The following is a 25,937-nucleotide window of genomic DNA, read 5'->3' as shown; positions in this document are numbered from 1 at the left end:
AATGAAGACTTTTGGGTGACTTATAACTTCTTTTAATAAAATCAAAGGTTTCAGACCCCTTTTACATATGATGTAAATCCCCTATTTTCCCCTCTAAATATTACTTTGTATCAAAAAAAATTATATATTACTGCAGAGAACAACTATCCTCTCTGTGCTGTTTTCTCATAGAAGTTTATTCTGAAAAACGATACAATAAATAAAAGCATAAAACCCCTAACATGACCCCTTTTGAAATTAACTAGCAATGAAGTTAGAAGGTGTGGTTGTGTTGGGGGTTTTATGGAGGTTGAATAGTAGATGAAGGAAGTGCTAGAACTATGTTGAAGGAGTATATGAAGATGTTAAACAATATTTTAATTTATATAAAGAGTGGGGGATTAGTATGGAAATTGAAAAAATTGCAACTACTACAGTAGTACAAAGTATATCAAGAACAGATATTTTATCCTCTTTTATCAATGATGGCGATAAGGAACCATGTTGGGATGGGGCAATTTACGTTTATAATAATAGAAATAAGAAAAAAGAAAATTTAAAAGGAAGAGTACCAGTTCAAGTTAAAGGGAAGAGAGTAAGTGGGAGTACAGTGAATAAGGAGATTACTTACCCGATAGAAGTAATTGATTTAAAGAATTATTTAAATGATGGCGGAACAGTGTTTTTTGTAGTTTATATGAATGAAAAAAATGAAGAACAGATATACTATGCTGCACTACTACCATTTTATATAAATTGTTTATTATATGAAAAAGAGGAACAAAAGACTATATCAGTTAAATTGAAGCCCTTTCCTATAACTAATAATGAAAAGTGTAATATATTTTTAGACTTTGTAGCAGATAGTAAACATCAGAAGGGAAAGGTAGAGCCTAATGTGCTTTCTTTGAAAGATTTCTCCACAATTAAAGAAATAGATGAACTTTCTTTTTCATACACAGGATTGGGTTATAATCCTGATAGGCCATTTGAATACTTATTTACACATCAAGTTTATCTCTATGCAAAACCTAAAGGACTTAATATTAAAATTCCTGTACAGTACTTAGAGAAAATAGATGTAGCTAAAACAACTATTAAAAAAAGTGTGGAGATTGAAGGTCATGAATTTTATACAGCCTATGAAGTTCTACATAGGATAGATAGGGATGAATTGCAGTTTGGTAAGAGTATTAGACTAGGGGTTTACAAGAATGGTGAGGTCAAATTAGATTATAAGTTGAATGGGACATTAAATGAGAGAATTTGTGATGTGGAATTTATCATAGCACTGCTTAAAAAACAGAAGATAACCATAGAAGGTACGGATATTCCATTGGCTATAACCAAAGATGAAATTGCTGCATTTGGTATAGATGAGTTAGAAGATAATTTACATTACATGCAAGAGGTTAGAATGGTATTAGATGAATTAAAGGTTGCCGTGGATTTAGATTGCTCAAATTTATCATCAAGGGATGAGAAACTTATTCAGGTACTAGTTGCAGCAATAAAGTACAAAGAGCCCGTAAAATTTGACACAAATAATAGTATTCCAGTAATGGCAAGATTAAATTTTAGCAATCTGACTCTTGTACTGATGTATGAAAAAATAGAAGATAATAGCTATATCATTAAAAACTTATCCGATGAAAACAAATGGAGATGTGAGGCAGAAGATGTAAATGGAAATAAATTTCCCAGTTCAATATATATGATATTAAAGAAAAATGATTTCCGTGAAATTTGTAATATTGATTATGAAGATATGTGGAAATCTATTATATCAATTGAACAAAGTGAAGTATATTTGGAATATGTAAACATGTTATTGTTACAAATGATATTAGCATATGATGAAGGTGCAATACAGCAAGATAAATTATTTGAAGTGGCATTGAAAATTGCGCATTTTTTAAAAGATGAGGAAAGATTTTCAGAGAATATTGCTAAGTTAAATTATCTCCAATTACTCAAAAGAAAAGGAGAATTGAGTGACAACCAAGTAGATGAGCTATGTAAAATGATACAAACACCTAATCAGAATACAGAAATTCTTATCGGAGCACATCTTTTAATGGACAACCAGTTAATAGCTAAGCGATATTTTAATAACTTATCCAATGAAGAGCAAAAAGAATTTCGTAAATTTCCAATAAGTAAATTTATACAGTTTTAATAGAAATTGAAAGTCGTACATTCCATGCCAAGTAGTACAAAAAATAAGAAAGGGAATCCTAGTCTGCAGTTATGTAAGCCGACAAATAAACTGTAATACTTTGGAAGATATTTTGGGTTAAATTGAAGTTTTATTATAAATTTCAATGCCTAGAACCTCTTTTTATATAGGACGTAAATACGTACTTTTTCTTGCTTCATTTAATCTGTTCTTTTATAATCTTTTCTTGGTCATAAAGAATGACAGCAGAGGTGAATATTCTCTGATTTGTTTAACACCTCCCCTTTCTAAGCTAAACTCCTACTAAGAAAGAAGGGATTGGCATGGAAAGTAGATTAATACAAGAAATCCGATTAGAGCAGCATCTAAATAAGCTGCTGACAGAAATAGACTACCAGTTAAAGAATCCAATTGAATGTAATTATAGGGGCAGCTCTATGTGTTTCCAATGCATTTATAATGTAGGAAGCCCATCAACTATATGCTCCAAAACAGAGTAAGCAGCCAAGCCATTATGGTCAGCTGCTTATTTGTATTTGTAAAGATATCCATTTAGTTATATAATAGAACGTACGTTCATAACAATCTATAATTAGAAGTGAATGGGAGGAATAGAATTGATATTAATTGTTTGTGTTGATGCGAACAATGGCATGATGTTTAATAAACGGCGACAGAGCCAAGATCGCATATTTAGAGCACAGATTGTAAATGAAACTCAAAAAGCTCGATTATGGATGAATCAGTACTCATATTCACAGTTTAAAGACACTGATGCAAATCATATTATTGTAGATGATGATTTTCTAGATAAAGCAGCAGATATCGATTACTGTTATGTTGAGAATATGAGTGTATATCAGTATGAAGATAAAATTGATAAGATAATCTTATATAAATGGAATAGAAAATATCCAGCAGATTTTTGGTTTGATATTTCATTGCAAGAGAAATGGAAACTGGTTTACACAGAAAACTTCAAAGGCTACTCACATGAGAAAATCACAAAGGAGGTTTATACTAAGTGAAGAAAATAAAATACATATTACTGCAGCTTATGTTGGTTTTCTGCTTATTATTTACAGGCTGTAGCCAAATAAGCTCTGAAGTTATGCCTTCAGAGGTCACAGAGCAGTCACAATCTAAAGAAACATCTGCCCCAGAAATTGAAACTAACAAAGATCAACCTATTGAGCAGCAGAGCCAGGAAGCATCAAGTTCAGATTTATCATTAAATGATATACCTAATTTCAGCAATAACCCCTACGTTATTATCAATAATAATGAACCAGAATTTAGCGAATCAGATTTTACTACAACCTCTTTTGAACAATATAGTAATCTTGATAGTCTTGGAAGATGCGGCGTTGCATTTGCAAACATATGTATAGACCTGATGCCTACTGAGAAACGAGGAAGTATTGGACAGGTAAAACCTTCTGGATGGCATACAATAAAGTATGATAATATAGATGGAAAATATCTATATAATCGTTGCCACTTAATTGGTTTTCAGCTTACTGCAGAAAATGCAAACGAAAAGAATTTGATTACTGGCACACGTTATTTAAACGTAGATGGGATGCTCCCATTTGAAAATATGGTAGCTGATTACATAAAAGAAACTGAAAATCTTGTGTTGTACAGGGTTACTCCTATATATGAAGGCAATAATCTTGTAGCAAAAGGTGTCCAAATGGAAGCTATGTCTGTTGAAGATAAGGGAGAAGGTATTTGCTTTAATGTATTTGTGTATAATAATCAGCCGGGAGTTATGATAGATTATGCCACTGGAGAAAGCAGGCTTTTAGATCAAGGCACTACCGAAGCTGTAGTTGATAATAACCAAAAACACGCAGAAGAATCAACTTATATTCTAAATTCTAATACTCTTAAATTTCATAAGCCTTCATGTTCTAGTGTAACAAAAATGAGTGATGCTAATAAGAAAACATTTACGGGAAGCAGAGATGATCTTATTGCAGAAGATTATTCACCGTGTAAAATTTGTAATCCCTAAAAAAAATACTAAAATTGATAATCTGTCCAGTACTTTTTTGTAGAAATATATTCAGAAAAGTAGTACAATAAATACAAATAAAAAGATCCCTAACATGACCACTTTTGAAGTTAACTTGTAATTAAGTTAGAAGGTGTGGTTGCGTTGGGGCTTTTTTTATAAATACATACAGTTTATTTAGAAGAGGATGAAAAATAATTTATGGAGCTACAGAAAAAACTAATTGAAATACTGAAAACTACGCCAAGCGAAAACAGTTATTTGGATTATAAACAAATACCCTATAAAGCAGAAAAACAAGTAGATGCCCTCAAAGACATTGTGGCCATGTTGAACTCTAGTGAAGTTATTGAACAAGATAAATATATTATATTTGGCATCGAGGATCAAACATTAAGACAAATTGGATTAGTATTTGAGATGATGGACGATGCTATTTTACAGGAATCGATGGACAAAGTTGAGCCAAGACCTAAGATTTCAAGTGGGACAATTCAATATCAAGAAATGCAATTTGGATATATTTACATTAGTGGTAAAAATACGGATAGACCTTATGTAATCAAAGAAAATTATAAAAAAGGGAGTAAAAATATTCAAGCAGGGCAGTCATTTATTAGAAAGGCGAGTAAAAACTATCATATGAGTCGAAATGATTTAGATGATATTTATAAGTATGGGAAAATAGAGGTTATGATTTATAATAAATGCATTTCAGTAAAACCTGTAAGCAATATGAAAAAGTCAAAGAAAGAACCTAATTATACATATGGAATCGTAGATGTTACATTAAGAAACCACACTAATTTACCGATTTCCATAGCAGGCGGGGTCGTAGAAATATACGACCAAGGTGGACAACTTAGAACTAGGGGCGGTATATGTGGAATTGGTCATACTTTGAATATAGTAGACTATCCGTATAAGCTTATAGCAAATGATGAAGAAACTATGCCTGTATACTTTGAATTTACATCTGATGACTGCATAAGGCTCGAAGTAAATAAAGATGGTTTTTCTAATCTGCTCATTACTGCAAGAGTAGACCTTTGGACTATAGATGATAAATTATATACAACAAGGGAGGAATTGTGTACATTTAGAGCTTGGGGAGAGGTCTTACATAAGGTTAGAATTAAATATTAAACGTATAGTAGTCTTAGTAGAAGGCTCAAAAGGATGATAAAAAGAACTAAACCTTATGTCTTGGAATGACAAGCGGCATAATGATATATAAATAATAAATCCTAACCTAATCTAAATGAATGTAAAGATATAGTGTTACATAGAAAGTATAGTAAATATGTTTGTAATTAATTACGAAAGAGGTGTTTAAAATGCCAGGAGTTATACATTTGTTTTTAACTAAAAATAATCATATATATAAGATCCCTTCACCTAAAAACTATAGATATAAAGCAATTGCTGAACTTTCCAATCAAGAAATATTATACGTTTTAATATATTATAGCACTATTAATAGAAAACCTTCCGAAGTACTAGAGGTGAGTTTTGATAGAATTCAGTTAGCCCTAGAAGGGCAGTATGAATATACTAATAATGAGATGGATATGCATTTATATAATTTCAATAATTATGCTTATATGGATGCAAAAAGACTTGCCGAAAAAGAAATTATACCCTTGCCAAAAGCACTTATTACTCCAAAAGATATAGAAAAGCAAGCTCTATACCAATATATTAAAGAAAAATATCCTGTGCTTATGAAGTCTTTACCTTTAATGATTGAAAAGCATATAAAAAAGTGTAGCTGCATAGATCAGGAGCACCGAAAATTAGTTAGAGATGCTCTGGCAATAAAAAATAGAGTTAAAAATATCTAAAAATATAGGTTGCTCATTCCCAGTACGTATATTGCTTAAATCAATGTATTCCTAAAATAATACATCCTAAGAATGTAGCCTCGCAAAGAAAATACCTATATTCATGCTTTCTTAATACCAAAATCAATACAAAAGAAAAGTTGCTGCCCTTATAAAAGCTTATAACCGGAAGCAGTAAAGGGAGATATACCTATGTTTGAAGAAGTAACCTCTGATGAAAATAGCAATACATATTAATCAATCTATAAAACTGCTAATGAAAGAACAGCAAAATGGATTGCTGAGCAACACGATAATCTAGGGATGCAACAAGACACGTTCGCAGTTGTTTTTGCCTATAAAGAAGATGTAGTAATAAGCAGTAAAAGTGAAAATACTTTGAATCAACTAAGAAATAGGCTGAACCGCGAGTTATAAGCAATTATATTAGGCGTTCATGAGATAGATCCTGATTATAAAGTTAAAAAATACATATCTTGTGAAGTTAATAACTTTCGACTTAGCAGAAGATAGTAATTTTATTTCTAAAAGTGATAATGAAGAAGTAATACAGGTTGTTGATAGGAATCTCAGCCATTGGGATAAAGACTAATATTGATCTAGAAAGCAAGTGAAGTATGTTGTGCATCAATCGCATTATGATTTTGTATGCAAATAGCGTTTAAATTATACCATTAAATCCCATAAAAAATTAAGGCTGTTTATCAAATGAATTATTAGCGACTTGCATTTTTTTCATTCCCTCTTTTCTTTCTTTTAGACGATAACTTTCTCCTTAGATACTCACTACTTGACAGGATGTAAATGTGATCAAGAATTGCTTATGATATAGATGTTCCTAAAATACTTCATTTCAAGCTAAGAAGGCCTTATTAGAAGTTAAAATGGTGGTATTTTTTATACTTTTTCTATAAGCTAAAATAGGATATTTGCCTTGTATATCCATAGACAAGGCAAATATCCTATTTTAGCGAGACTTAAAACCTTATAAATGTAAAGGTTTTAAGTCTTTTTTGAGCCTATTTTCAAAATGGGCTTTATTAAGTTGCGTGATAAGTTAATGGCAATTAATATGATAAGTAAAATATCCTTTTTGTGCAACAATCATATAGTAAGGAACTGCTAATTGAGTTTTCCTCACGATGGGAGCACCTAGAAATACAACAGTTTTTTGTTTTCTACAAATTTTATTAGCCATAAACATATGGCTAATATTCACACATATTTATGAATGAACAAATACATTTTATCACAAAAAGTATAGATAGTACGTCGGTAAACTCATTGTGTCTCAAGGCTTTCATATCATTTGAGGTGGACACAGATTATTACCAATAGTTTTAAGTGTTATATACTAAAATACCTTATCAGATTATCAACTGAGATCGCATTGATATTAGATTTGTTCCATTTAAAAGATATCCTATCAATAAGGTATCTAATGAATTCATTTATGAGTTAATATTAGATTTTATTGAAGACTCGAATATAACATATGAATAAATAATGAATACGACAGTGTTTAAAGAGGTTGCTCAACAAATGCATTAACTTCTTTAGTTATATAAATCCACTTTAAAAAACTTTATTACATTGACTGAGTCTAAGGATATAAAATAAAAGCATATATTAGATCATATATCTAATTCGGGCGATATTCATGCGTTAATTATAGTTAGATTATGCATCACTTGACTTTAAATATGCACTAAATATTCGCATATTATATATCATTGGCCCCATATCTGCCTATCATTTATCCTGTATCTGCCCGTTATTTGTCCTGTATCTGCCCGTCATTCGCCCTGTATCTGCCCGTCATTCGCCCTATATCTGCCCGTCATTTGTCCTGTATCTGCCCGTCACTTGCCCTGTATCTGCCCGATACTCATCCCGTATTTATACGCTATTTACCCTATATATATCATTATCTCATGATATATATAGGGTAGTTCATAATCTAGTATTCAAAGATTTTTCTAATAATACAAGAAGGAGAAGATTATTTAAAGAGGAACAATTAAAATTTATCAATAAGATCAAATTCCTCTTTGATTATTCAAGATAATAATGCGTCAGATATTAAAGCTTTAGATCAGTTGGATGAATTTTTAAAAAAGAAACCTATAACTACACCAGTAATAGAGAATATAAGCAATATTATTTCTCAGCAGGGATTACGGCTAGTTCACTAAATAGATATGATCCCTATATAAGGGGAGGAAAAGAAGCTGACGAGTCAAGCAGCTTTTTAGATATAGGTGACTTGGGTGAAGACTATCTCTTTTTAGAACTTATGTGTCCCTATATGTAGGGCTATGTTAGATAGTGAAGTTAAGAAAGCTTATAATCAAATTTATGCCAATGCGGTTAATTATAACAGTAGTCCTTTTGCGGTTCAGGCTTCTATAAATTTATCACAAATGGATGATATTATACAGCTGTATATAATGATCATCCTGAATTATTCTGGATAGAAATACAGTATAGTTACCAATATGTAAGGAACCAAAAAGTCTACAGTATCACACTTACATTTAACGAAACAATGGGAGACATTGTCAATAATAAGGCTAGATTTGATGAATGAGTCAATACAATCATTGCTTTAGCAAATGAATATGAAAGTGACCTTGAAAAACAAAGGTTTGTTCACGACTTTTTAATAGATACTGTTATATATAATGAAAGTGTACCTGTGCATACAGTGCTTTGGTTAATAGAAGCAGTGTTTGTGCAGATTATCCAAGAGCACTTCAGCATATTATGATGCAGATGAGGATTCCAGTCTATTATTGTATGGGTATAGCAAATGGAGGATCCTGTGCATGGAATATCATAAAATTAAAAAATGATTTTTATAATGTGAATTTGCTTTGGAATGATTCTGTTGGAGAAAAGTATAAGACGGAAGCTTACTTATATTTTAATATTCCAGACACGGAGTTTAATAAAGAACATAAAAGAACAGGATTATCTGTGAATCTCCCTCTGTGTAATGGAACTGATATCTTATATGAATCAGTATTTAGTGAGAGTGCTATGGCAAATATACTTTCTACCTACGGATTATTAGAAATAGATATTTTACAGCCTAAGGGAATACTATAAGTATTGTGAAAAGGCATTGACAAAGGTAGGTGTAGGCCCGAGCAGCTTGAGGATGGTGTTAGTTAGCAGAAAAAGGCTTTTTGATGCAATATATGAGGATGTCAGTAGGAAAGGTTATATGGACGCGTCATTTTAAATCAGGATACAAATCTTACAGCTCAAAATTAAAACGCTTGGATCATCAAAAGTAAACTAAACAACTTTTTTAGGGTGTCGATTTCGGTAGTTTACACTAATAGATCTTTAAGAGCATCTAGAATGTTTTCAGCTTATTGAATATCACACATCTCTATAAGGCATGCAATGATAAATTTCTTTTGGTCACTCATTTCTCTCTTTTTTTTTGCCATAATAAAAAGATACTATGACATTTAAATTTTATCATAGAAGGCTGTATTTTGCAGACCTTGTTTCACAGGCTCGTTTTATGATAAGCAAATACTGGTGTATAAGTGTACTTATATACCAGTATTTTTGTAATTATCCGTTAGATACTTATAGCATTTATGTACTGACATTGATATAGCGGCTGATATAGCCGCAAGTATAGTGCTTAATCTTCACCACGAATAAGATTTTCTTTACCCGTCAATACTTCAATTAAGAGAGTAGCTCCAAGCTTAAAGCCATATACAAATGAGGCTGTAGCTTCCATAGAACTAGATTCACTACGTAAATTCAGTAGTGCCTCCAAATCTCTGAAATCATTTTCAGAAAGTTTATTTTTCAACTTTTCCATAGCTTCTGAGATTTGTTTATTTAATGGACGAAACGCGGAATCGTTTGAAATAATTAACCCATCCGGAAATATGTTGCCATTATACAGTTCTTCTAAAAGGGTTTTCATATTTTTGTCTCCTTTCAATTCTTGGAATATGTTTACTGTTTAATGTAAATAATTCAATTCTTTTATTTGACATCAGAAATAGTTTAGCGAATTATTCGCTAAACTATAATTGTTTTGAGGTGACATTTATGTATGAAAGAATAAGAAATTTGAGAGAAGACAAAGATCTAACTCAAACTCAAGTCGCAAAATACCTTAACTGCAGCCAAAGGATTTACAGTAATTATGAACGTGGAGAGGTAGATATCCCTACTGGCATATTAATCAAAATAGCAGATTTACACAATACAAGTACTGATTATATTTTAAATAGGACGAATAAAAAAGAACCCTATCCTCAAGGTTATAAGCTAAAAATAAAAGACTAAATATTAGTGACGCTAATATTTAGTCTTTTATTACAGTATTAGCTAAAAAATACCAGTTCTGCTAAAGAGAATTAAAGCCTTACAGTACAAAAAATACTTACAGTGTAAAACATCTTAGTGTAGCTCAATTTATATTCATCTTCGGCTATCTCTGTCAGTGCATATGTATAGAGTAATTCATATATATTAAGTAGGCTGGGACAATGGGGAAATACAGTTGCTATAATAAAAATACGTTTTATCAGATAAAAGTATAGATAGTATATGGAGAAACTCATTGTTTTCGAGGCTTTAAAATGTTTGATGCGGACACGGAGTTTTACCAATAGTTTTAAGTGTTATGTACTAAAATACTCTATTAGATTATCAATTGACATTGCATGAATATTAGATTTACTGTATTTAAAAGATGTTTTAATGGAAGTGAACATTAACTGAAAAGCTTCTAAAGAACTATCATAGAGCATTAAATATACAATATTATACTGAGGATATACCTGATTAAATGCCACTTTAAAATTATCGAATAAAAATGCATTATAAAAGCAAGACATTCTATTAGCTATAAAATAATGAATACAAAATACGGTTTCTTCCTTGACTATTATAAAATCAAATTTTTGGGAAATATATATATCTTCAATTTTACCGAACTTACTAACGCTTATTTTTTCAATAGATTTTAGTTGCATATAGATAATACTTATCTTATTATTAAAATATTTTAATACTTCAATAAGTGTATCTTCAGTACCAATATAAGCATCAAAATTGTCCTTGAACATATCAAGCATATATATAGTAAGAATTTCGCCAAAAAGTTTTGCTCTTTTCTCTGGATATTTTGAGTTAATTATAAAAAATAGAGCCATATTTTCTGAGAAGTGGTTTGAAAAAAAGTGACGATATTGCGCTATTTTGTTTTCAAGTTTTTTCTTGCGTTCTGTATCCATATCTTGTTCTAAGAAAAGTTCAAAGGAATTAGTTATTAAACAGGCATCAGGCATCAGTCTGTATTTTGTTTCAAATCCTTTATTCATTATATGGCTGTAATTAGAATTAATAGCTTTAGCTTTTATAATAAAATCGATCAGCTTAAGCTGATGAGGTAGAAGTACAGGATGTTTTTTCAATTCACAGGCTCTATAATAATTTCTTTTTAATTTACCAGTTTTTGCATCTGTAATATCAGGCACTATCTTGAAATGAGATCTATACTCTTTAATACCCAATTGTTTGAGAAAATATACTTTGCGCCCATCCTTAATGACCACCGCTTCCAAATAATCCTTATTACATAAATATGATAAACGTTTTCTCATATATTCAGAACTATTAATTTTTCCATTTTCACCATGTTTGAAAAATAAATCGTAAACCTGATCCCACGATAAGCATTCATACTTATAAATACCTTCTAATACAAGAAAATCCCGAGGCATTAGCTTAATCTTAGACATTATTTTCTTCCCCCTATAATCAGCATCTTAATAATATTATAAGTGTTTATTTATATCCTTTCCACTCAGTTTAATGAGACACAGTTATGAATATTAAACAACTTGATCAATTATTTATTAATAGCATAGATGTTCAACTCAGCACTCAATATGGTATATAATGAATTCTTTTATGAGTTAATATTCGATATTATTGAAGGCTCGAATATTAAGATATGATTATAAAGGATACGGCAGTGCCTAAGGAGTTTGCGCAACAAACAAATATATTAACACTGTATTTATCCGTAATTTCTGATTATCTCATGATAGTAATCCAATTAAGGTAATTTATAATCTATTATTCAAATATTTATCTAAAGTTAAAAACTGATATGTTAAAGAAAAAGTAGCTGTCAATCACCCATTAAAATTTTACTAATCTTCAGATATTACTCACTAAAACACTTCACACTTCATATAGCTGTTTTTACATAAGTGATGGAACAGTTATGATAAAAAATAGAATTAAAAGATTTGGTAGATAAAAATGCAGTAGAAGGTAAATTTGGCGAAGGAAAAAGAAGGTATGGATCAGGGCTTACTTCTTTCTAGCTTAAAAATATATCTAAGTGTTAAATTAGGGCGATTTTTATAGCAATAGCCTTGAGCCATAAGCTTAGAGATCTTTTATTTGAAATACTAAAAATGGTATTGATGATAGAAAAGTAGGAAAAATCGGCAAACATATAATATTAGCTACTTGCTGAGTAGCCTCTAAGTAGTTATTGAATGGAGTGTATAATAAAATACTACATCGTAATACAAAATTCTTGACTCATGTATTGTTTTGTATTACAATGTAATTAACAGCAATACAGTATGTGATCAGCGATAAAAATATAATCCGCTAGAACCTTTTAAGCTCTTGAAATGAATTGAAAATAACAGCATCTAGGAGAGTTATACATGAATAATGAAAGTGGAAAAGATAAAATGCAATTCTCAGTAAGATTAAAGAAAGGGGTGCATCCATTAGTTATAGAATTTGCAAATAAGCAAACCAACTTTACAGACACCGTTTTATATTTAATAGAAAAAGAAATAGCGGAAAATGGTGTTAGAAATCTACAAGAACACATACCTGCTGTTAGAAATTTCCTTGATAACAGGACAAAAGATAATTAAATAAAATAAGCGTACAAACTAAAACTACTTAAAAATTCTAATATAAAAAAAGGAGATGAATAAAATGAAAGTACATACTAAAGAAAAGAAAGAATTTTCCATGCAAATGAGACAATTAGTAATTATTGATAGAGCCCTAATGGTTTTTTCCACCATTGGTGGACTCGTACTGGGGTTTGCACTAAAATAGGAAATAATAGTATTTAAATAAAAGATGGGGCTGTCGCATCAGCGACAGCCCCATCTTTTGTTTTTTGCTTCTTTTCTAGGTTAGTTCATTTTGCGCAAAGATCTATAGGCTAAAAAACCGCATTAGTATTTTAGCAGAAACTCATAAGGTAGATAGCTTTGAAGAAAATTAGTTTTTTAGAACAGGAGTGAAATTAATTATTTATTGTAAGAAGACCGTAATTGTAAAACTACTTAACGGATTTCTGCTCTGAAAAATAACGGATTATAAACATAAAACTCTAAGATCTATGATAAGATTTTAGAGTTTTTTATTATATTTAGCTTATCCATTGCAGCTATTAAGTATTATATTAATAAAATAAGCAAGAGTATTATTAAGAAAGATAAAAAAATATGTATGTGACAAGATTCTGCAATCTTTTTTGTGGCAATGTGGTAAAATAGTTAATATGTTACAACTAAATAAATTAACAGGGCAAACTTGTTGAAAGATAGGGATGCAAAGCCACGGGTCTAAAGTGAGTACTAATATCGTTATGATAGCCAGGTTGCCGAATTAGGTTAACTTTAGGCCCACTAGTTCTATTTATAATAGAATTATAATGGACTTTTATTGCCTATATAGGTGGTATATTACCTTATCATAGCAGTATTATGATTCACAATCTTTAGAACGACAATGTCTTTAAGAAATATATGGTAAGTCTTTGTTTGGAGTTTATGAAAGGAAGAGATAGATTTGTTACCAGTTAAGATTATAATGGCAGATGATGAACGTGGAATATTGTTATTAATTCGTTCAATTCTTAGTGAACTTGAGGGTGCTCTGGTTGTAGGAATAGCAGAAAATGCTAATGATGCAATAGGACTTGTTAAAGACCAAAATCCTGATCTGGCTTTCTTGGATATCGGGTTACCTGATATGACAGGGATTGAGTTAGCTGATAAATTGAGAGAAATAAAGCCGGATTTGGCTATAGTATTTATCACCGCACATCAAGAATACTCTCTTGATGCTTTTAAACTTTACGCTTTTGATTATATTTTAAAACCCATTGATGAGGAACGGGTAAAATCAACTTTTCGTTATATTTGCCAAATGCTAAAAATGTCCAAGAAGAACTATTTGAATTCTGAGGCATCTATAATTTCTCTAAACTTTGGCAATGAGCAAGTTTTTGTGAAACCTAGTGAGATTTTATACATTGAGAAAGCAGGACGTCATACTTTTGTTTGCTGTGTCAATGGAAAATTTAAAACGCGGAAAACATTGCAGGAGTTAGAACAACGCTTAGGAGCAACGTTTTTTCGCTCCCATAAATCATATATTATTAATACTAGAGAAATTGAACGAATAATTACTTGCACCAATTATTATCAGATAAAATTTAAAAATGGTGAAGATACAGCTTTTCTTAGTCGTGATCGCCATAATATGCTTGTGGAGTATTTAAATAATAATATTTAAGAGGGGGGATGAGGATGGATTTTATGCCACTGATACCTTTTTTAGGCGTATCTATTCCTGAGAGTTTAATTATATACTATATGGTATTGACTATACTAAGAAAAAAAGAATCTTGGTTATTTGTTATAGCTCTTTCACTGGTAACGTCCTTGTTTTCATATATTATCCGTTCAATACCAATAGTTTTTGGTATTCATTCCATTCTACAGATAATACTAATGATCATTTTTCTAAATCTTTTTCTGAAGTTATCTTGGCGTGTTGCGGTGGTTGTCATAATACTGACAAGTGTGGTATTAGGATTATCAGAAGGGATCTTCGTCCCTTTTCTAGCCTGGTTTTTTTCATTTGATCTACAACAAGTTATCTCAGATTCCTGGCTTCGAATACTGTTTACATTGCCACATTTGCTTTTCCTGACAGCTTTAACCCATATTTTCAATCAACGTCAGTGGAGGTTACCATTGATTTCACGGCTGATGGAAGTAAATAGCGGCGCAGTTGGAGGGACAGAAAGACAATTTTTTAGCCAAACATACCTGCTTGTCCTATGCCTTGTACAAATTTTAATGTTGATATTACTGAAAATCAGTTTTTACATTTATACCTCTGGTGTTTATCCTAGCCTTACCCTTGACACTCTAGTGGCAATTAGTATTCTCGTTTTAATGATTGCTGTCTTAGCCAGTATTTTTGTAACCAGTTACTTATTAAAGGTTACAGAACGTGAAGCTAGGTTAACAACGGAATTACATCATATAAAGGAAAAGCATAATCTGAATTTGCGATTACAGGTTGTGCGACATGATTTTTATAATCATCTTACGTCTATCTATGGATATCTAAAGGCAGGTCACTATATGCAAGCTGAAACCTATATCCAAAACTTATATACAACTATTCGCCATATACATAGTCTTATAAAACTTGATCCTCCAGAATTGGCCGCTCTGCTGAGTGTAAAACAAGAGGAAGCTAAGGCTAGAGGGGTAGATTTTCATTGGGAAGTAAATATTGAAGGTAGTAATCTTCCACTATCCCCAGAAGAGCTCACTCATTTAGTTTGTAACCTATTGGATAATGCCATGGAAGCAGCAAAAGCAGACTGTTTTCCAAAGGTGGAATTGACTATTGTAAGCAGTATGATGGGGTTAGATCTGAAGGTATCTAATAATGGTAAACCCATTACTCAGGATGTAAGGAATAATATCTTTACACCAGGTTATACAACTAAAAATAAAAATCAGCATAGTGGATTGGGGCTATATATAATTAAGCAAATCACTGATCGTCATAATGGTCATTTAGAATTAAAAGAACCCGAAAACTATCCGGGCGTTGAATTTAAGCTATGTATACCATGGAATAATTAAGTGGATTGACAAAGATAATGTATCAGGAAAATTTTAATCAGCTCTTGTACAAGAGACTGATTTTTTTGTGACAGACAGTAGCACCAGTCCTGATTTTGGTTAGGACTATTTTGCGTATTAGGGAGAGCGATGACGATGCAAAAGCAAAACGAATTAGGAGTTCTGAAAGCAAGATTTCTCAGGAGTGAAAATCTCCACCCGTGAGCACAGGCGCAAAGCGGGAAGTCAAATCTAGGGCACTATCATAAGGGTGTGTCTGGAGGAGATGTGGAAGTCGAGAGAACCATAGACGGTTTAGCAGCTCGAAACGGAAAGTGAAACACAAGAAGCGACAGGGCAAGTTGATGACCATGCGAAGAGTCGGGAAATCTAGATCATTTACTCAAATGAGCCAGTAGGGTAAATGGAGGTTGTTATGTGAAGGTCTCGGTATGTTAATAAGAAAGGTGCGATGACCCTGTGAGCCCCTTACATTCACTGAAAGGGCTGGAGTATATATGTGTGCATACCTAAAGAAAGAATGAATAGCTGCAAGTCTTTGATTTCTTGTTGAAATGCTGCATTTCCGCTCTCTTTCAAGCCACTATAAAAAGTCTATAATTAAATCATTCGATAAAACTTCTAATGTAATTTTTGGGGCAGGTATCTTTTTTTCTTCCTGACAAAATTTTAAAAGAAGTTTAAATGTATCACGGTAGGAGTGTATGGTATTTTTACTTACATTTTTCTGTATTGGCAAATATTCAGAAAGAAAAGCTGTTAAATGAGTTGCAAAATTAGTTGGTTTCATTTAATCTACCCCCTAACTTTGGGATAATATCAGGGTATTGACCTTCAAGTTTTATAGTTATGTCAGGAAAAACATCAGCCGTCATTCGTAAATAATAGGCTGTTTCATGAAAAGAGTCATGCACCATGTATGTTTTTAGAATAGGCAGATATACAGATAGATCCTTTTTTTCTTTAAACCATTTTTTAAGGCAATGACAGACGAATGCATGCCGAAAGTCATGTATTCTTGGCCCTTTTCCACGTCCGCCATGTGCGATACCAGCGTACCATAGAAACCTTCTAAAGTTATGGTAAATATTTGAATTTGTCATTGGCTTGCCTGTAGCTCCTAGAAAAAAGTAATTATTTTCATTCATAAATGTATGCATAGAATTGTAGTAAGCCTTGCAACGTTCTAATAAATCATCAGACATAGGTAAAAGGCGGCAGTTGTCTTTTTCAGAATGATTAATTGTAAGAATACCATTTCTAATATCCACATCCGTTACTTTAAGTAACCGTACTTCTGAAACACGCAAATCACAGGAATAAAGCATGCGAAAAAAGATAGGCATAATTAAGTGACGATAAGGACAAGCACTGACTATATGACATTGATCAGTTTCAGTAAAGAATTTTTTGAGTTCTATTACTGTATAAATATAAGGAATATACTGTTCTTCACTAGGATAGTAACCTCGCGGTATAACGAATACATTTATTCCAACAGAATCCATGTAGACAGCTAATTGATGTATTATAGATGCTCGGGTACATTGATTAGCCTGAGATTCATAACTTGCTTTACTACACCAAGCAAGAATAATTTATTTACTAAGTTCAGTTGCATTAGGATAATGTGTATCTATGAAGTTTGAAAAACGCAATAAATGTGTAGCCTCTGAGTCATATTTATAACCAATAGCCTGTTTTAGTTCTACATAATTTTTAATGTATTCTGCAAAAGGGCCATTAAAGTGATAATTATTCATGATCCCTCACCTCTGCTATAGTAAGAGGACGCTTTTTTAGCTTGCTAAGATTAACCTTAAAATAAACTGCTGTAGAATCAGTATCTACATGCCCAAGTACATCTGAAATGACTGCAAGTGGCGTATCATTTTCTAACATCCTTGAAGCTGCGGTATGTCTTAAAGAATGCATACCACTATGTTTTTTTAGTGTAGAAATATGTGCCGCTACCATATATGTTTAATTAACTGATTCAAATGATCATCTTCTGAAAAAGATAAAAACGGTGCTAGATGTCTAATGAAAAGAAATGGAGAATCTACTTTAGGGCGACCGTATTTAAGATACTCAATAACAGCCCATCCAACTTCTTGTGTAATAGAAAGAACTAATAGTTATCTGGTTTTGGACTGTATAATCACCAATTTTTTTTCTTCCCAATGGAAATCTGCTATTTTTAAGTTTTTAATATCCTTGCAGCGTAAACCTAGAATACATGCTAAAAGAATGATAGCATAGTCACACTTTCCTTTAGGATTACCAAGAGCAATAGCAACTATCAGAACTGTTAATTCTTCTTTTTCCCAAACAGAGGGTATACGTGTTTATTTTCGTGCTTGAATCATAGGTGTTTTTGAAGCAAGATCACTTTGAATAATATTTAAGCTGAATAAATAGCGTAGAAAAGCACGGATAGAGCAAATATTTTGCTCTACTGTTTTATAGGTATAACCTGCTAGTGTTTTAATATAGTTATTAATCAAAGTAAGATTGATGTCCTGGCAATCTTTAATACCTTGAGAAACTAAGTAATCCATAAAACGTTCTGATTGTTTTACATAGTGGTGAACTGTTACCTTAGAGTAATCAAGTTTGATGCAATCCTGTTTGAAATCACTCTAATATCATTGTGGGATTATGCAAAGTAAAACAAACAAGAAACTACTATTTATCAAGTGATTTAACATTTACTTTGCATAACGACTTTCTTTACATAAGAAGGGGTTATCAGTCCATTGCTAGTAAATATATTCATGCATTATGATTTTGATACTTGGATGACAGAAGCTTTCCATATGCCTCTTTTGAGCGTTATGCTGCTGATGCAGTAATCCATTGTAGAACTGAAATAGAGGCTGAGAAAATTTTAGAGGCTTTATAGGAAAGAATGAGGGGATGTAAGTTTAAGATACATCCTCAAAAGACGAGAATTGTATATTGAAAAGCCAAGGACAGGAAAAGAGAGTACCAGAATGTTGATTTTGATTTTTTAGGGTACTTTCAGAGGAATATACATTAAGAATAGAATAGGTAAAATGGGAATGAACTTCATTGCGTCTGCTAGTAAGAAATCTAATAAGTTCTTTTGAGACAAGATAAAAGCATTGGAGATTAACAAGAAGACTGAGTGTAAAATTGAAATGATAGCAGAATGTATAAATTCGATTATAAGAGGATGGATAAATTACTTTGGAAAATATAATGCAGTAACAATAAAGTATTCTCTGGATTGTGTCGAGCGAAGAATAGTTAAGTGGGCTATGCGCAAATTCAAAAGATTTCGCGGTCACAGGAGAAGGGCTGAAATATGGTTGTCAGAAGTCAGAAAAAGGAAGCCTAGTTTATTTGCACATTGTAAGTATCGCAATAGGAATGTTGTAACGAGTTGAATGATAAGAGCCAGATGAAAGGAGATTTTCAAGTCCAGTTCTGTGAGAAGCTTGGGGTGGAATTCCCCTTGCTTACTCGACTAAGGTGGCAAACTAGAAATAGGCTGACCTACTATATTATATATTCTATAACATTTTTTTTGTTTTGAAATCTACTGTAATAAATTCATAAATTTGAGAGGTGTTAAATGGACTATTATACAGGTAAGGAAAGTGGATAAAAACAGTAAGTTGCAGGCAGAATGGTTAACTATTACTGTTCTGCCGGACGTATTAATAGGGACAATTAAGAAGGAGAATCTATGGATTCTTCTCACAGATGCTCAAAAACCTACAGATGGCAGACATAAGAAGGCAATAAAGATGAATAACATTTTCAGATCGAAGATGATTTTAGTTTAATTGATGGGCTTGTACTTTCACTTCAAAAGAATAGATTTCAGGTTGACGCTGCTAGGAGCCCACTCGGAAAGTGACCGTAGTAATTTACAAATATAGCTCAAATCTGCATAAAATAAGACTTTGTTGCTGTCAAACTGTTAGATACGGTACAGATTGCACTGCAATCAAACGGTTTAACGGTTAAACTGCTACAAAGCCGTGCTTTGAAAGATAATCATAAAATTTAACTTACTACCACTGGGCATTGACTGTATGGAGATTAGGATATAAATGGAAGTCACAAAGCGAGGAATTGTAAGTTAATAATTTAAATAATATCATATAATTTGGAAGTTCCTTTTTATGCAAATCGGTTTGATTCTACCACTATCATGCTGATAGTGGTAGTGGTTTCTTTTACTAATCCCTTAAAGTGTATTAAGGCATAAAGTGTTTCGGAAGTTATAGGCTCGTTGTAACAATTGTAGTAAAAAAGAATGGTCGATAATCTAGAATGATTGTCGGCCTTTTAATATTTTTACGTACAACGAGTGTATGAGAATAATGCGTATATCTAATTGACTAGCTAGAAATCTTGAACTAAAGTCCTACATGACATCTTTTGCTTCATTATTTCTACCTTGATTTTTCAAAAAAGATTTAAATATCCAGGTATTCGCCGGTTTTTTGAGGAATCAGGACGAAAAATGAGTCGAAAATCTGCATATCCGCCTTTTATCCAAATCTCCTAGGGTTAATTGGTTTGCGAGTTAAATGCAATAAAAACAGAAATTTAAGCAATAATCCCTACGAGTTGGGACACAATCCCTACGGGTTACACACAACATGTAGGAAAACTATGGTGCTGATGCTAAAATAAAACTACAAACTAAGATTCACAAAATCTTAGCTTATGAATTGGACAAGCGGTTATCGATCATATGAAATAAAAATTTTTTACTATTTAGGTCTTTTAATCAATATAGTGTTGTTTGTAAGATTTGCAAGACTAGCTTTAGAACGGAACAATAATAAGTTATTTTATTGCTTTTGAATGTAAGTATTTATATTTTTTTACAAAACTTAAATATACGCGATGGGATGTTAATGAAGGAATTAATAAAAAAGACATAAACAAGCACAGGTATAATGAAAATGATGGTAATAATGAGTTTGTTGAGAATGGTGCATCAGATACCTTTCTAAAATCATGATAAGGGAAAAGAAAGTTATAGCGGGAATAATAAGTTTTTCACTAGTATGTACTGAAAATCTGCATTATGTAAGTAACTAACAAATTTTATTTAACTGATGCTAACTATAGGGGTGGAAGTATCGATGTCAAATTTAACAATGAGTACAAGCGAACAGTTAACTGAGGATTTCTTAAAGAAACATGCTTGCTGGTCACAGATAAATCGTGGGGCTGGGGTTCTTCTTATATTTAAAAATGGAATATATTTTTTACTTTCAAAGCCTAAGTATTGGGAAACAGACAGAAACAGCACTATAATAAAATTTGGTGGAATTGGTGGTTCGATTGAAAAAAATGAAAAACCTATTGAATGCTTGAAAAGGGAATTAGATGAAGAAGTTAAAATCAGCTTTGAGCAGATTAAGTTTGCATATCCAAGCACAACACTCCTAATAAAAGATGATATGCCAATTCAAAGAATAAATATGACGGAATCTGACATTCCGTCTCCTATATACGTATTAGAGCTTATCCTTCCTTTAAGGAAGGATAGAGCGCAAACTGGTAAAACTTATTCTAGCCTACAATTGTTTGTATATTTGGCTAAGGTGAAAAATAGTTTTACCCCTAAGATATCAGAGAATGAAGATATAACTGCTATAATGCATGTTAACCAAAATATACTTGATAGATTATTAAAGGGGGAAATAGAAGTTAATAAAAAAGAGACTTTACAGGGAATTAAAATTTTCTGGAACGAAAATTTGAGCAAAGATATCCCTTTAAATTTTAAGTTGTATCCAAGATTTAGTCCAATAGGCTTACTAAAAGCGAACTTGCATTTTAAAGATTTGGAAAAATACTTTAAATAGCAAAAGGGGGTGAAATTGTATGAGTGTTTTACAAACAAATGAAATAATGCAAGAGTTTATTGAAAAATATAGTCATGATTGTCAAGTAAATCAAGGATCTAGTTTAATAATTATGCATAATGAAGGGCTTTATTTTTCACTAGTAAAACCTAAGTTTTGGAGGAAGGCAAGCGAAATAGCCAATAAAGTGTTAATTGATTTTAGCGGAATAGGTGGAGCTATTGAAAAAGGGGAAACACCGATTGATTGCTTAAAAAGAGAAATAATGGAGGAGATTAAACTACGATATAGCGAATTAACATTTGCTTTCCCAAAAAAAACAATGATTATATCAAATGACAGTAATATAGCTAAAGTTGAAATACAAGATCAAGAAAATAATCCTAATCCAATTTATATATTAGAGTTTAAACTTCCTTTAAGGAGCGATAGAGCAATTAAAGGCAAAAGCTATTCATGCTTACAGCTTTTTGTGTATCTAGCAAAGTTAAAAGAAAATCGTTTATTGGAAGTATCTGAAGATGAGGAAATTCCAGCGCTGATATATGTGAAAAAAGATCAACTCGCCGAGCTTCTAACTGGAAATATTGAAATAGTCAATATGGCTGCACCTAGTGGATTAGAAATTACATGGAACAAAAATTTCAATATTAATATTCCTGAACATATAGTATTAACTCCTAAATTCACTCCTACGGGATTGATAAAAGGTCAATTAGATTATGCTTCTTTACAAAAATTAATTGGGGATTAGAAAGAGGGGGGTTGCAAATTGAATACTGTGCTTTGTAATGAGAATAAAGAATTCACAAGGGAATTCCTGAAAAAAGTAGTAGATATATGTATTGATTTTAAATTACAGGAGGAAGTAAACACAAAGTGTTTTGATGTAAATGAACGTTATAAAATTATCCATGACATACCTATAGAAGGCTCAGATATTGAGAGTGTATTAGAGGATTTTAAAAAAAATGTACTTACATATTGTACAAATTTTGCAAGTAAAAATTTTATGGGTTTTCCTGACAGTGGTAATTCAATTGCAGCAATGGGAGGAGCAATATTTGCTGAACTACTGCAGCAGAATCTGATCAATCAATCATTTTGTGGACCGACAGCTACATTTACAGAAATTGCCGTTATTAAATGGCTGAGGGAAATAGTAGGATATAAGACTTCTAAAATTAATAGTATTTGGGATGTAGGAGGAATCATTACACCTGGGGGAACTGCTAGCAACTCAATAGCTATGATGTTAGCAAGGGAAAATCATGTAAAAGGTACTATGGAGAGAGGTATAACAAGCCCTGAAAAGTTTAAGATAGTTGTTCCAAAAGGTATTGGTCATTATAGTATTAAGAGTAGTCAAATGTGGCTTGGGTGTGGAAACAATATAATTGAAGTGCCTATCAATAACTTTAAAATGGATTTGAGTGCATTAAAAGAGATTTTAAAAGAAAATAAAGATGATATTATGTCTGTCATTGTCTATGTAGGTGATAGCCGTACAATGACTATAGATAACTTGGAAGAGGTTTATTATATTACCAAGGAAGTTAAAGAAGATATATGGTTACATGCTGATGCATGTCATGGCTTTAGCCTAGGATTAAGTGATAAATTAAAGCACAAAATAAAAGGCATAGAAAATTATGACAGCATTAGTACTGATCCGCATAAGGTATTATGTTGTCCTTATGTTATAAGTACGTTATTAGTTAAGGAACCACAAAAGGTAAAAACAATTGCTAGTTTATCAGATTTGATAATGCAAGAAGAATTTGCTTTTGGGCAAATTACGCCTTTCCTTGGGTCAAGAAATTGGTCATCCCTCAAGTTGTGGTTTTTAATTAATAATCTTGGTAAAAAGGGGTTAGGTGAAATTATAGAAAAAAGACATCACCTTGCACTGTATCTATATAGTAAACTCTCTGAAATGGAAGAATTTATCGTTCTTAACGATGTTGGAATAAATTCAGTTATGTTTATGTATGGCAATAAAAATGATGATATAGATTATTTAAATAGTTTCAATAGGAAAATTTACAAACGTATATTGAGTGAAGGAAAGTATCATCTACACCAATTTTCGATAGCTGACAGTAATGGGATCATTAATAAAAATAAAATTGTATATCCATTACGATATATGTGTGGAAATTTTAATACTACTGAAAAAGACATTGATAATCTTGTTAAATATGTAAAATCAGTCGCGTTAAGTATAAAAACAAGAGGTGGAGAATTTTATGAGTGTGCTATGTAGCAATATTGAGACTTTGGCTAAAAGATATTTGCAGGAAATAGAAAAAAGCTTTAATGAAGCCGATCCCGCTGTTTTAATTTATGGGTCTTCTGTAAACGGAAATGATAACAGTGATATTGATATATGTATTATTCTACATCAGTATGGAGAAGAAGAACAGAACACAATAAAGAAACTAACTATAAAATTTCATAAGGACAATAATTTAAAACTTGATGACGAAGTACCTTTTGAGCAGAAGTGCATTTTTTCTTATTATGATATTGAAAAAGTGGTAAGGATCCCTCCGTTTCCTATTTTTAGAAGCAAATTCAGAATACCTAGAATAGATAAATCTGAGGTTTATTTATCTTCAAATGAATTAAAATATAGACTACTTCTTAATATACTTACAACAAATTCTGTGATACTACGAGGAAATGAGAAAGCAATTAATATATATAAGAATATGGCTTGGGAGACTTTAATTAGAGTTATATTTTCTTATACAGGTAATTCTCCGATTAAAGTTGATCAATTTGTTGAATATTTATGTAAAAATCCATATGGAGATGAGGAAGGAGAACATTTCCTAGGATATAGTAGAAAAAACGAAAAGCTTTATATACATTTAATAAACACTTGTGAAAGAATTTTCGACAGGTTAGTTAGAGAAGAAAAAATGTTGGCAAGCCAGCCTAGTATGTTTGCTTGTGATAAGAATTGGCTAAGGCAATTTGAGATAAGTACAGCTTCCTCGTTTTTGCCTGATGATACTTGTTATAAACTAATGGAGTATGAAAAGATGAACGGACATGATTTTTCTGAAAATGCTAACCCTCTTGGGCCAACAGAATATGTGCAAAATGCATTAAAACAGTGTTCGGTATATATAAACATTTATCCTGACTATAAAAATATTGAAGCAAATAATGACTTGTCTAAATTTTTTTCTGTACCCATTGAAAATGTCGCTATTGCAAATGGCTCATTAGAGGCTATATTTGCACTGCCAAAACTTTTAGACTCATCTGCAGCAACAGTGGTAGTTCCTACATACTGGGGATATGAGGCAGCGTTACAATCAATTAATGCTAAATATAGAAAGCTATATTTAGAGGGAGATTTAGAATTTGATGATGATAAAATTAATGAAGTTGCTTCAGAATCAACTATTTTATTTATATGTAATCCGAATAATCCAACATCTTCTTATATTGAAAAAGACCGTATTTGTAAAATTATTGAGAAAAACAAAAATTGTCACTTTATAATTGATGAGTCCCATTTAATGCTTCATAACAACTTTTTTAATGAAACACTTTGTGGAGATGTAGAGAAGTTAGGCAATGTATCAATTGTCTATTCACTTTCTAAACTTTTTAGCGTTGCAGGGTTAAGGGTTGGGGCATTGATTTCAAATAAAGAAGTAGTTGATAAATACAAAAAATGGCAAGTACCTTACTCTTTAAGCACAATATCTCAAGTATTGTTTCCAATATGTATTAATGATGAAAAATTTGTTGATAGAACAAGAAAAGAGATTCATGTTTTAGTTGAGGAACTATATAAAGAATTATGTGGATTTGACTGGCTAAATGTGAAGCCTAGTGTAACAAACTTTATTTTGTGTGAGATTACAGGGGGCATAACAGCAATAGAGTTAGCTAATAAACTTAAGAATGATGGGTTTTATATTAGAGAGCTAACAACATGTTATCCTGACCTAAAAGGCGAATGGATTAGAATATCAGTGAATACTAGAGAATTAAATAAGCAATTAATTAGTGTGATTAAAAATTATAATATTACTAAATAAGAAA

25 protein-coding genes and 1 riboswitch are annotated in these 25,937 nt (G+C 31.7%); of the genes, 18 read left to right on the top strand and 7 right to left on the bottom strand.

The features are described from left to right. Positions 1–385: 385 nt before the first annotated feature. The 7 genes from BN3326_RS04475 (at position 386) to BN3326_RS04450 (ending at position 9,133) form a co-directional block, all read left to right on the top strand. Positions 386–2,158, top strand: a complete 1,773-nt coding sequence (locus BN3326_RS04475; protein ID WP_069997897.1) for a DUF4365 domain-containing protein — start codon at positions 386–388, stop codon at positions 2,156–2,158. A 323-nt stretch (positions 2,159–2,481) separates the two neighbouring features. After that, entirely contained in the window at positions 2,482–2,658 is a 177-nt protein-coding gene (locus BN3326_RS21920; protein WP_171903765.1) for a hypothetical protein, read from the top strand. Between the two features lie 102 nt (positions 2,659–2,760). Beyond that, on the top strand, positions 2,761–3,186 hold the full coding sequence (locus BN3326_RS04470) for a ribonuclease Z (protein WP_242875939.1): 426 nt from the start codon (positions 2,761–2,763) through the stop codon (positions 3,184–3,186). Next, positions 3,183–4,178 carry a DNA/RNA non-specific endonuclease gene (locus BN3326_RS04465; protein ID WP_242875938.1) on the top strand — a complete coding sequence of 332 codons (996 nt, stop codon included), beginning with the start codon at positions 3,183–3,185 and terminating at the stop codon, positions 4,176–4,178. Before BN3326_RS04470 ends, BN3326_RS04465 begins: the two co-directional genes overlap by 4 nt. A 201-nt stretch (positions 4,179–4,379) precedes the next feature. Further along, positions 4,380–5,324 (top strand): ATP-binding protein, encoded by a 945-nt coding sequence (locus BN3326_RS04460; protein WP_069997895.1) that lies wholly within the window; start codon positions 4,380–4,382, stop codon positions 5,322–5,324. A gap of 209 nt (positions 5,325–5,533) precedes the next feature. Continuing rightward, complete coding sequence (locus BN3326_RS04455; protein WP_141722844.1) at positions 5,534–6,022, top strand: hypothetical protein; 489 nt, start codon at positions 5,534–5,536, stop codon at positions 6,020–6,022. Positions 6,023–8,734: 2,712 nt separating this feature from the next. Further along, the gene (locus tag BN3326_RS04450) at positions 8,735–9,133 is read left to right on the top strand and encodes a hypothetical protein (protein ID WP_069997893.1); all 399 of its coding nucleotides are present in this window, start codon (positions 8,735–8,737) and stop codon (positions 9,131–9,133) included. Between the two features lie 553 nt (positions 9,134–9,686). Here BN3326_RS04450 and BN3326_RS04445 read toward each other — a convergent pair. After that, positions 9,687–9,980, bottom strand: a complete 294-nt coding sequence (locus BN3326_RS04445) for a DUF6809 family protein (protein ID WP_069997892.1) — start codon at positions 9,978–9,980, stop codon at positions 9,687–9,689. A 128-nt stretch (positions 9,981–10,108) separates the two neighbouring features. On the opposite strand from BN3326_RS04445, the gene BN3326_RS04440 reads away from it, so the two are divergent. After that, complete coding sequence (locus BN3326_RS04440; protein WP_069997891.1) at positions 10,109–10,348, top strand: helix-turn-helix domain-containing protein; 240 nt, start codon at positions 10,109–10,111, stop codon at positions 10,346–10,348. Between the two features lie 338 nt (positions 10,349–10,686). Here the strand turns inward: BN3326_RS04440 and BN3326_RS04435 are convergent, their stop codons facing one another. Continuing rightward, positions 10,687–11,808, bottom strand: a complete 1,122-nt coding sequence (locus tag BN3326_RS04435) for a replication-relaxation family protein (RefSeq protein WP_069997889.1) — start codon at positions 11,806–11,808, stop codon at positions 10,687–10,689. Between the two features lie 948 nt (positions 11,809–12,756). On the opposite strand from BN3326_RS04435, the gene BN3326_RS04430 reads away from it, so the two are divergent. The 4 genes from BN3326_RS04430 to BN3326_RS04420 all read left to right on the top strand — a co-directional run bounded on the left by BN3326_RS04430 (position 12,757) and on the right by BN3326_RS04420 (position 16,008). After that, on the top strand, positions 12,757–12,975 hold the full coding sequence (locus tag BN3326_RS04430; protein ID WP_069997888.1) for a hypothetical protein: 219 nt from the start codon (positions 12,757–12,759) through the stop codon (positions 12,973–12,975). A gap of 64 nt (positions 12,976–13,039) precedes the next feature. Further along, positions 13,040–13,165, top strand: coding sequence for a hypothetical protein (locus BN3326_RS22505; protein WP_255363177.1), 126 nt, complete (start codon positions 13,040–13,042; stop codon positions 13,163–13,165). Between the two features lie 466 nt (positions 13,166–13,631). After that, a riboswitch (cyclic di-GMP riboswitch) is annotated at positions 13,632–13,723 on the top strand. A gap of 204 nt (positions 13,724–13,927) precedes the next feature. Continuing rightward, a complete protein-coding gene (locus BN3326_RS04425; protein ID WP_242875937.1) occupies positions 13,928–14,635 on the top strand; it encodes a LytR/AlgR family response regulator transcription factor in 708 nt (235 codons plus the stop codon). 14 nt (positions 14,636–14,649) lie between these two features. After that, on the top strand, positions 14,650–16,008 hold the full coding sequence (locus tag BN3326_RS04420; protein WP_069997884.1) for a sensor histidine kinase: 1,359 nt from the start codon (positions 14,650–14,652) through the stop codon (positions 16,006–16,008). Between the two features lie 583 nt (positions 16,009–16,591). Here BN3326_RS04420 and BN3326_RS22320 read toward each other — a convergent pair. The 5 genes from BN3326_RS22320 to BN3326_RS22305 all read right to left on the bottom strand — a co-directional run bounded on the left by BN3326_RS22320 (position 16,592) and on the right by BN3326_RS22305 (position 18,569). After that, the gene (locus BN3326_RS22320) at positions 16,592–16,798 is read right to left on the bottom strand and encodes a site-specific integrase (RefSeq protein ID WP_069997883.1); all 207 of its coding nucleotides are present in this window, start codon (positions 16,796–16,798) and stop codon (positions 16,592–16,594) included. Further along, positions 16,785–17,516, bottom strand: a complete 732-nt coding sequence (locus tag BN3326_RS04410) for a tyrosine-type recombinase/integrase (protein ID WP_242875936.1) — start codon at positions 17,514–17,516, stop codon at positions 16,785–16,787. The genes BN3326_RS22320 and BN3326_RS04410 overlap by 14 nt, the downstream gene beginning before the upstream one ends. A gap of 90 nt (positions 17,517–17,606) precedes the next feature. Further along, entirely contained in the window at positions 17,607–17,771 is a 165-nt protein-coding gene (locus BN3326_RS22315) for a hypothetical protein (RefSeq protein WP_242875935.1), read from the bottom strand. Further along, entirely contained in the window at positions 17,764–17,943 is a 180-nt protein-coding gene (locus tag BN3326_RS22310) for a tyrosine-type recombinase/integrase (protein WP_242875934.1), read from the bottom strand. Before BN3326_RS22310 ends, BN3326_RS22315 begins: the two co-directional genes overlap by 8 nt. A gap of 413 nt (positions 17,944–18,356) precedes the next feature. After that, positions 18,357–18,569 (bottom strand): hypothetical protein, encoded by a 213-nt coding sequence (locus tag BN3326_RS22305; protein ID WP_069997881.1) that lies wholly within the window; start codon positions 18,567–18,569, stop codon positions 18,357–18,359. Between the two features lie 558 nt (positions 18,570–19,127). Here BN3326_RS22305 and BN3326_RS22750 point away from each other — a divergent pair. From BN3326_RS22750 to BN3326_RS04375, 6 genes are all read left to right on the top strand, one after another. Further along, positions 19,128–19,421, top strand: coding sequence for a group II intron maturase-specific domain-containing protein (locus BN3326_RS22750; RefSeq protein WP_304441251.1), 294 nt, complete (start codon positions 19,128–19,130; stop codon positions 19,419–19,421). Positions 19,422–19,634: 213 nt separating this feature from the next. After that, the gene (locus tag BN3326_RS04395; RefSeq protein WP_069997880.1) at positions 19,635–19,823 is read left to right on the top strand and encodes a hypothetical protein; all 189 of its coding nucleotides are present in this window, start codon (positions 19,635–19,637) and stop codon (positions 19,821–19,823) included. Between the two features lie 1,317 nt (positions 19,824–21,140). Further along, complete coding sequence (locus tag BN3326_RS04390; protein ID WP_069997878.1) at positions 21,141–21,869, top strand: NUDIX hydrolase; 729 nt, start codon at positions 21,141–21,143, stop codon at positions 21,867–21,869. A gap of 19 nt (positions 21,870–21,888) precedes the next feature. Continuing rightward, positions 21,889–22,623, top strand: a complete 735-nt coding sequence (locus BN3326_RS04385; protein ID WP_069997877.1) for an NUDIX domain-containing protein — start codon at positions 21,889–21,891, stop codon at positions 22,621–22,623. A 27-nt stretch (positions 22,624–22,650) separates the two neighbouring features. Next, entirely contained in the window at positions 22,651–24,135 is a 1,485-nt protein-coding gene (locus BN3326_RS04380) for a pyridoxal phosphate-dependent decarboxylase family protein (RefSeq protein WP_242875958.1), read from the top strand. Beyond that, positions 24,119–25,933 (top strand): aminotransferase class I/II-fold pyridoxal phosphate-dependent enzyme, encoded by a 1,815-nt coding sequence (locus tag BN3326_RS04375; RefSeq protein ID WP_069997876.1) that lies wholly within the window; start codon positions 24,119–24,121, stop codon positions 25,931–25,933. Before BN3326_RS04380 ends, BN3326_RS04375 begins: the two co-directional genes overlap by 17 nt. Positions 25,934–25,937 lie beyond the last annotated feature (4 nt).

This window comes from Cellulosilyticum sp. I15G10I2, from assembly GCF_900095725.1.
In the GTDB taxonomy this organism is placed as follows: domain Bacteria; phylum Bacillota; class Clostridia; order Lachnospirales; family Cellulosilyticaceae; genus FMMP01.
This window is presented reverse-complemented; position numbering and strand designations above follow the sequence as displayed.

What these genes read in the sequence shown, in the direction of transcription:
- BN3326_RS04475 (WP_069997897.1), top strand. Translation starts at nt 386, where the DNA reads ATGGAAATTGAAAAAATTGCAACTACTACAGTAGTACAAAGTATATCA.
- BN3326_RS21920 (WP_171903765.1), top strand. Translation starts at nt 2,482, where the DNA reads ATGGAAAGTAGATTAATACAAGAAATCCGATTAGAGCAGCATCTAAAT.
- BN3326_RS04470 (WP_242875939.1), top strand. Translation starts at nt 2,761, where the DNA reads ATGGGAGGAATAGAATTGATATTAATTGTTTGTGTTGATGCGAACAAT.
- BN3326_RS04460 (WP_069997895.1), top strand. Translation starts at nt 4,380, where the DNA reads ATGGAGCTACAGAAAAAACTAATTGAAATACTGAAAACTACGCCAAGC.
- BN3326_RS04445 (WP_069997892.1), bottom strand. Translation starts at nt 9,980, where the DNA reads ATGAAAACCCTTTTAGAAGAACTGTATAATGGCAACATATTTCCGGAT.
- BN3326_RS04440 (WP_069997891.1), top strand. Translation starts at nt 10,109, where the DNA reads ATGTATGAAAGAATAAGAAATTTGAGAGAAGACAAAGATCTAACTCAA.
- BN3326_RS04435 (WP_069997889.1), bottom strand. Translation starts at nt 11,808, where the DNA reads ATGTCTAAGATTAAGCTAATGCCTCGGGATTTTCTTGTATTAGAAGGT.
- BN3326_RS04430 (WP_069997888.1), top strand. Translation starts at nt 12,757, where the DNA reads ATGAATAATGAAAGTGGAAAAGATAAAATGCAATTCTCAGTAAGATTA.
- BN3326_RS22505 (WP_255363177.1), top strand. Translation starts at nt 13,040, where the DNA reads ATGAAAGTACATACTAAAGAAAAGAAAGAATTTTCCATGCAAATGAGA.
- BN3326_RS04425 (WP_242875937.1), top strand. Translation starts at nt 13,928, where the DNA reads ATGGCAGATGATGAACGTGGAATATTGTTATTAATTCGTTCAATTCTT.
- BN3326_RS04420 (WP_069997884.1), top strand. Translation starts at nt 14,650, where the DNA reads ATGGATTTTATGCCACTGATACCTTTTTTAGGCGTATCTATTCCTGAG.
- BN3326_RS22320 (WP_069997883.1), bottom strand. Translation starts at nt 16,798, where the DNA reads ATGAAACCAACTAATTTTGCAACTCATTTAACAGCTTTTCTTTCTGAA.
- BN3326_RS04410 (WP_242875936.1), bottom strand. Translation starts at nt 17,516, where the DNA reads ATGGATTCTGTTGGAATAAATGTATTCGTTATACCGCGAGGTTACTAT.
- BN3326_RS22315 (WP_242875935.1), bottom strand. Translation starts at nt 17,771, where the DNA reads ATGAATAATTATCACTTTAATGGCCCTTTTGCAGAATACATTAAAAAT.
- BN3326_RS22310 (WP_242875934.1), bottom strand. Translation starts at nt 17,943, where the DNA reads ATGCATTCTTTAAGACATACCGCAGCTTCAAGGATGTTAGAAAATGAT.
- BN3326_RS22305 (WP_069997881.1), bottom strand. Translation starts at nt 18,569, where the DNA reads ATGGATTACTTAGTTTCTCAAGGTATTAAAGATTGCCAGGACATCAAT.
- BN3326_RS04390 (WP_069997878.1), top strand. Translation starts at nt 21,141, where the DNA reads ATGTCAAATTTAACAATGAGTACAAGCGAACAGTTAACTGAGGATTTC.
- BN3326_RS04385 (WP_069997877.1), top strand. Translation starts at nt 21,889, where the DNA reads ATGAGTGTTTTACAAACAAATGAAATAATGCAAGAGTTTATTGAAAAA.
- BN3326_RS04375 (WP_069997876.1), top strand. Translation starts at nt 24,119, where the DNA reads ATGAGTGTGCTATGTAGCAATATTGAGACTTTGGCTAAAAGATATTTG.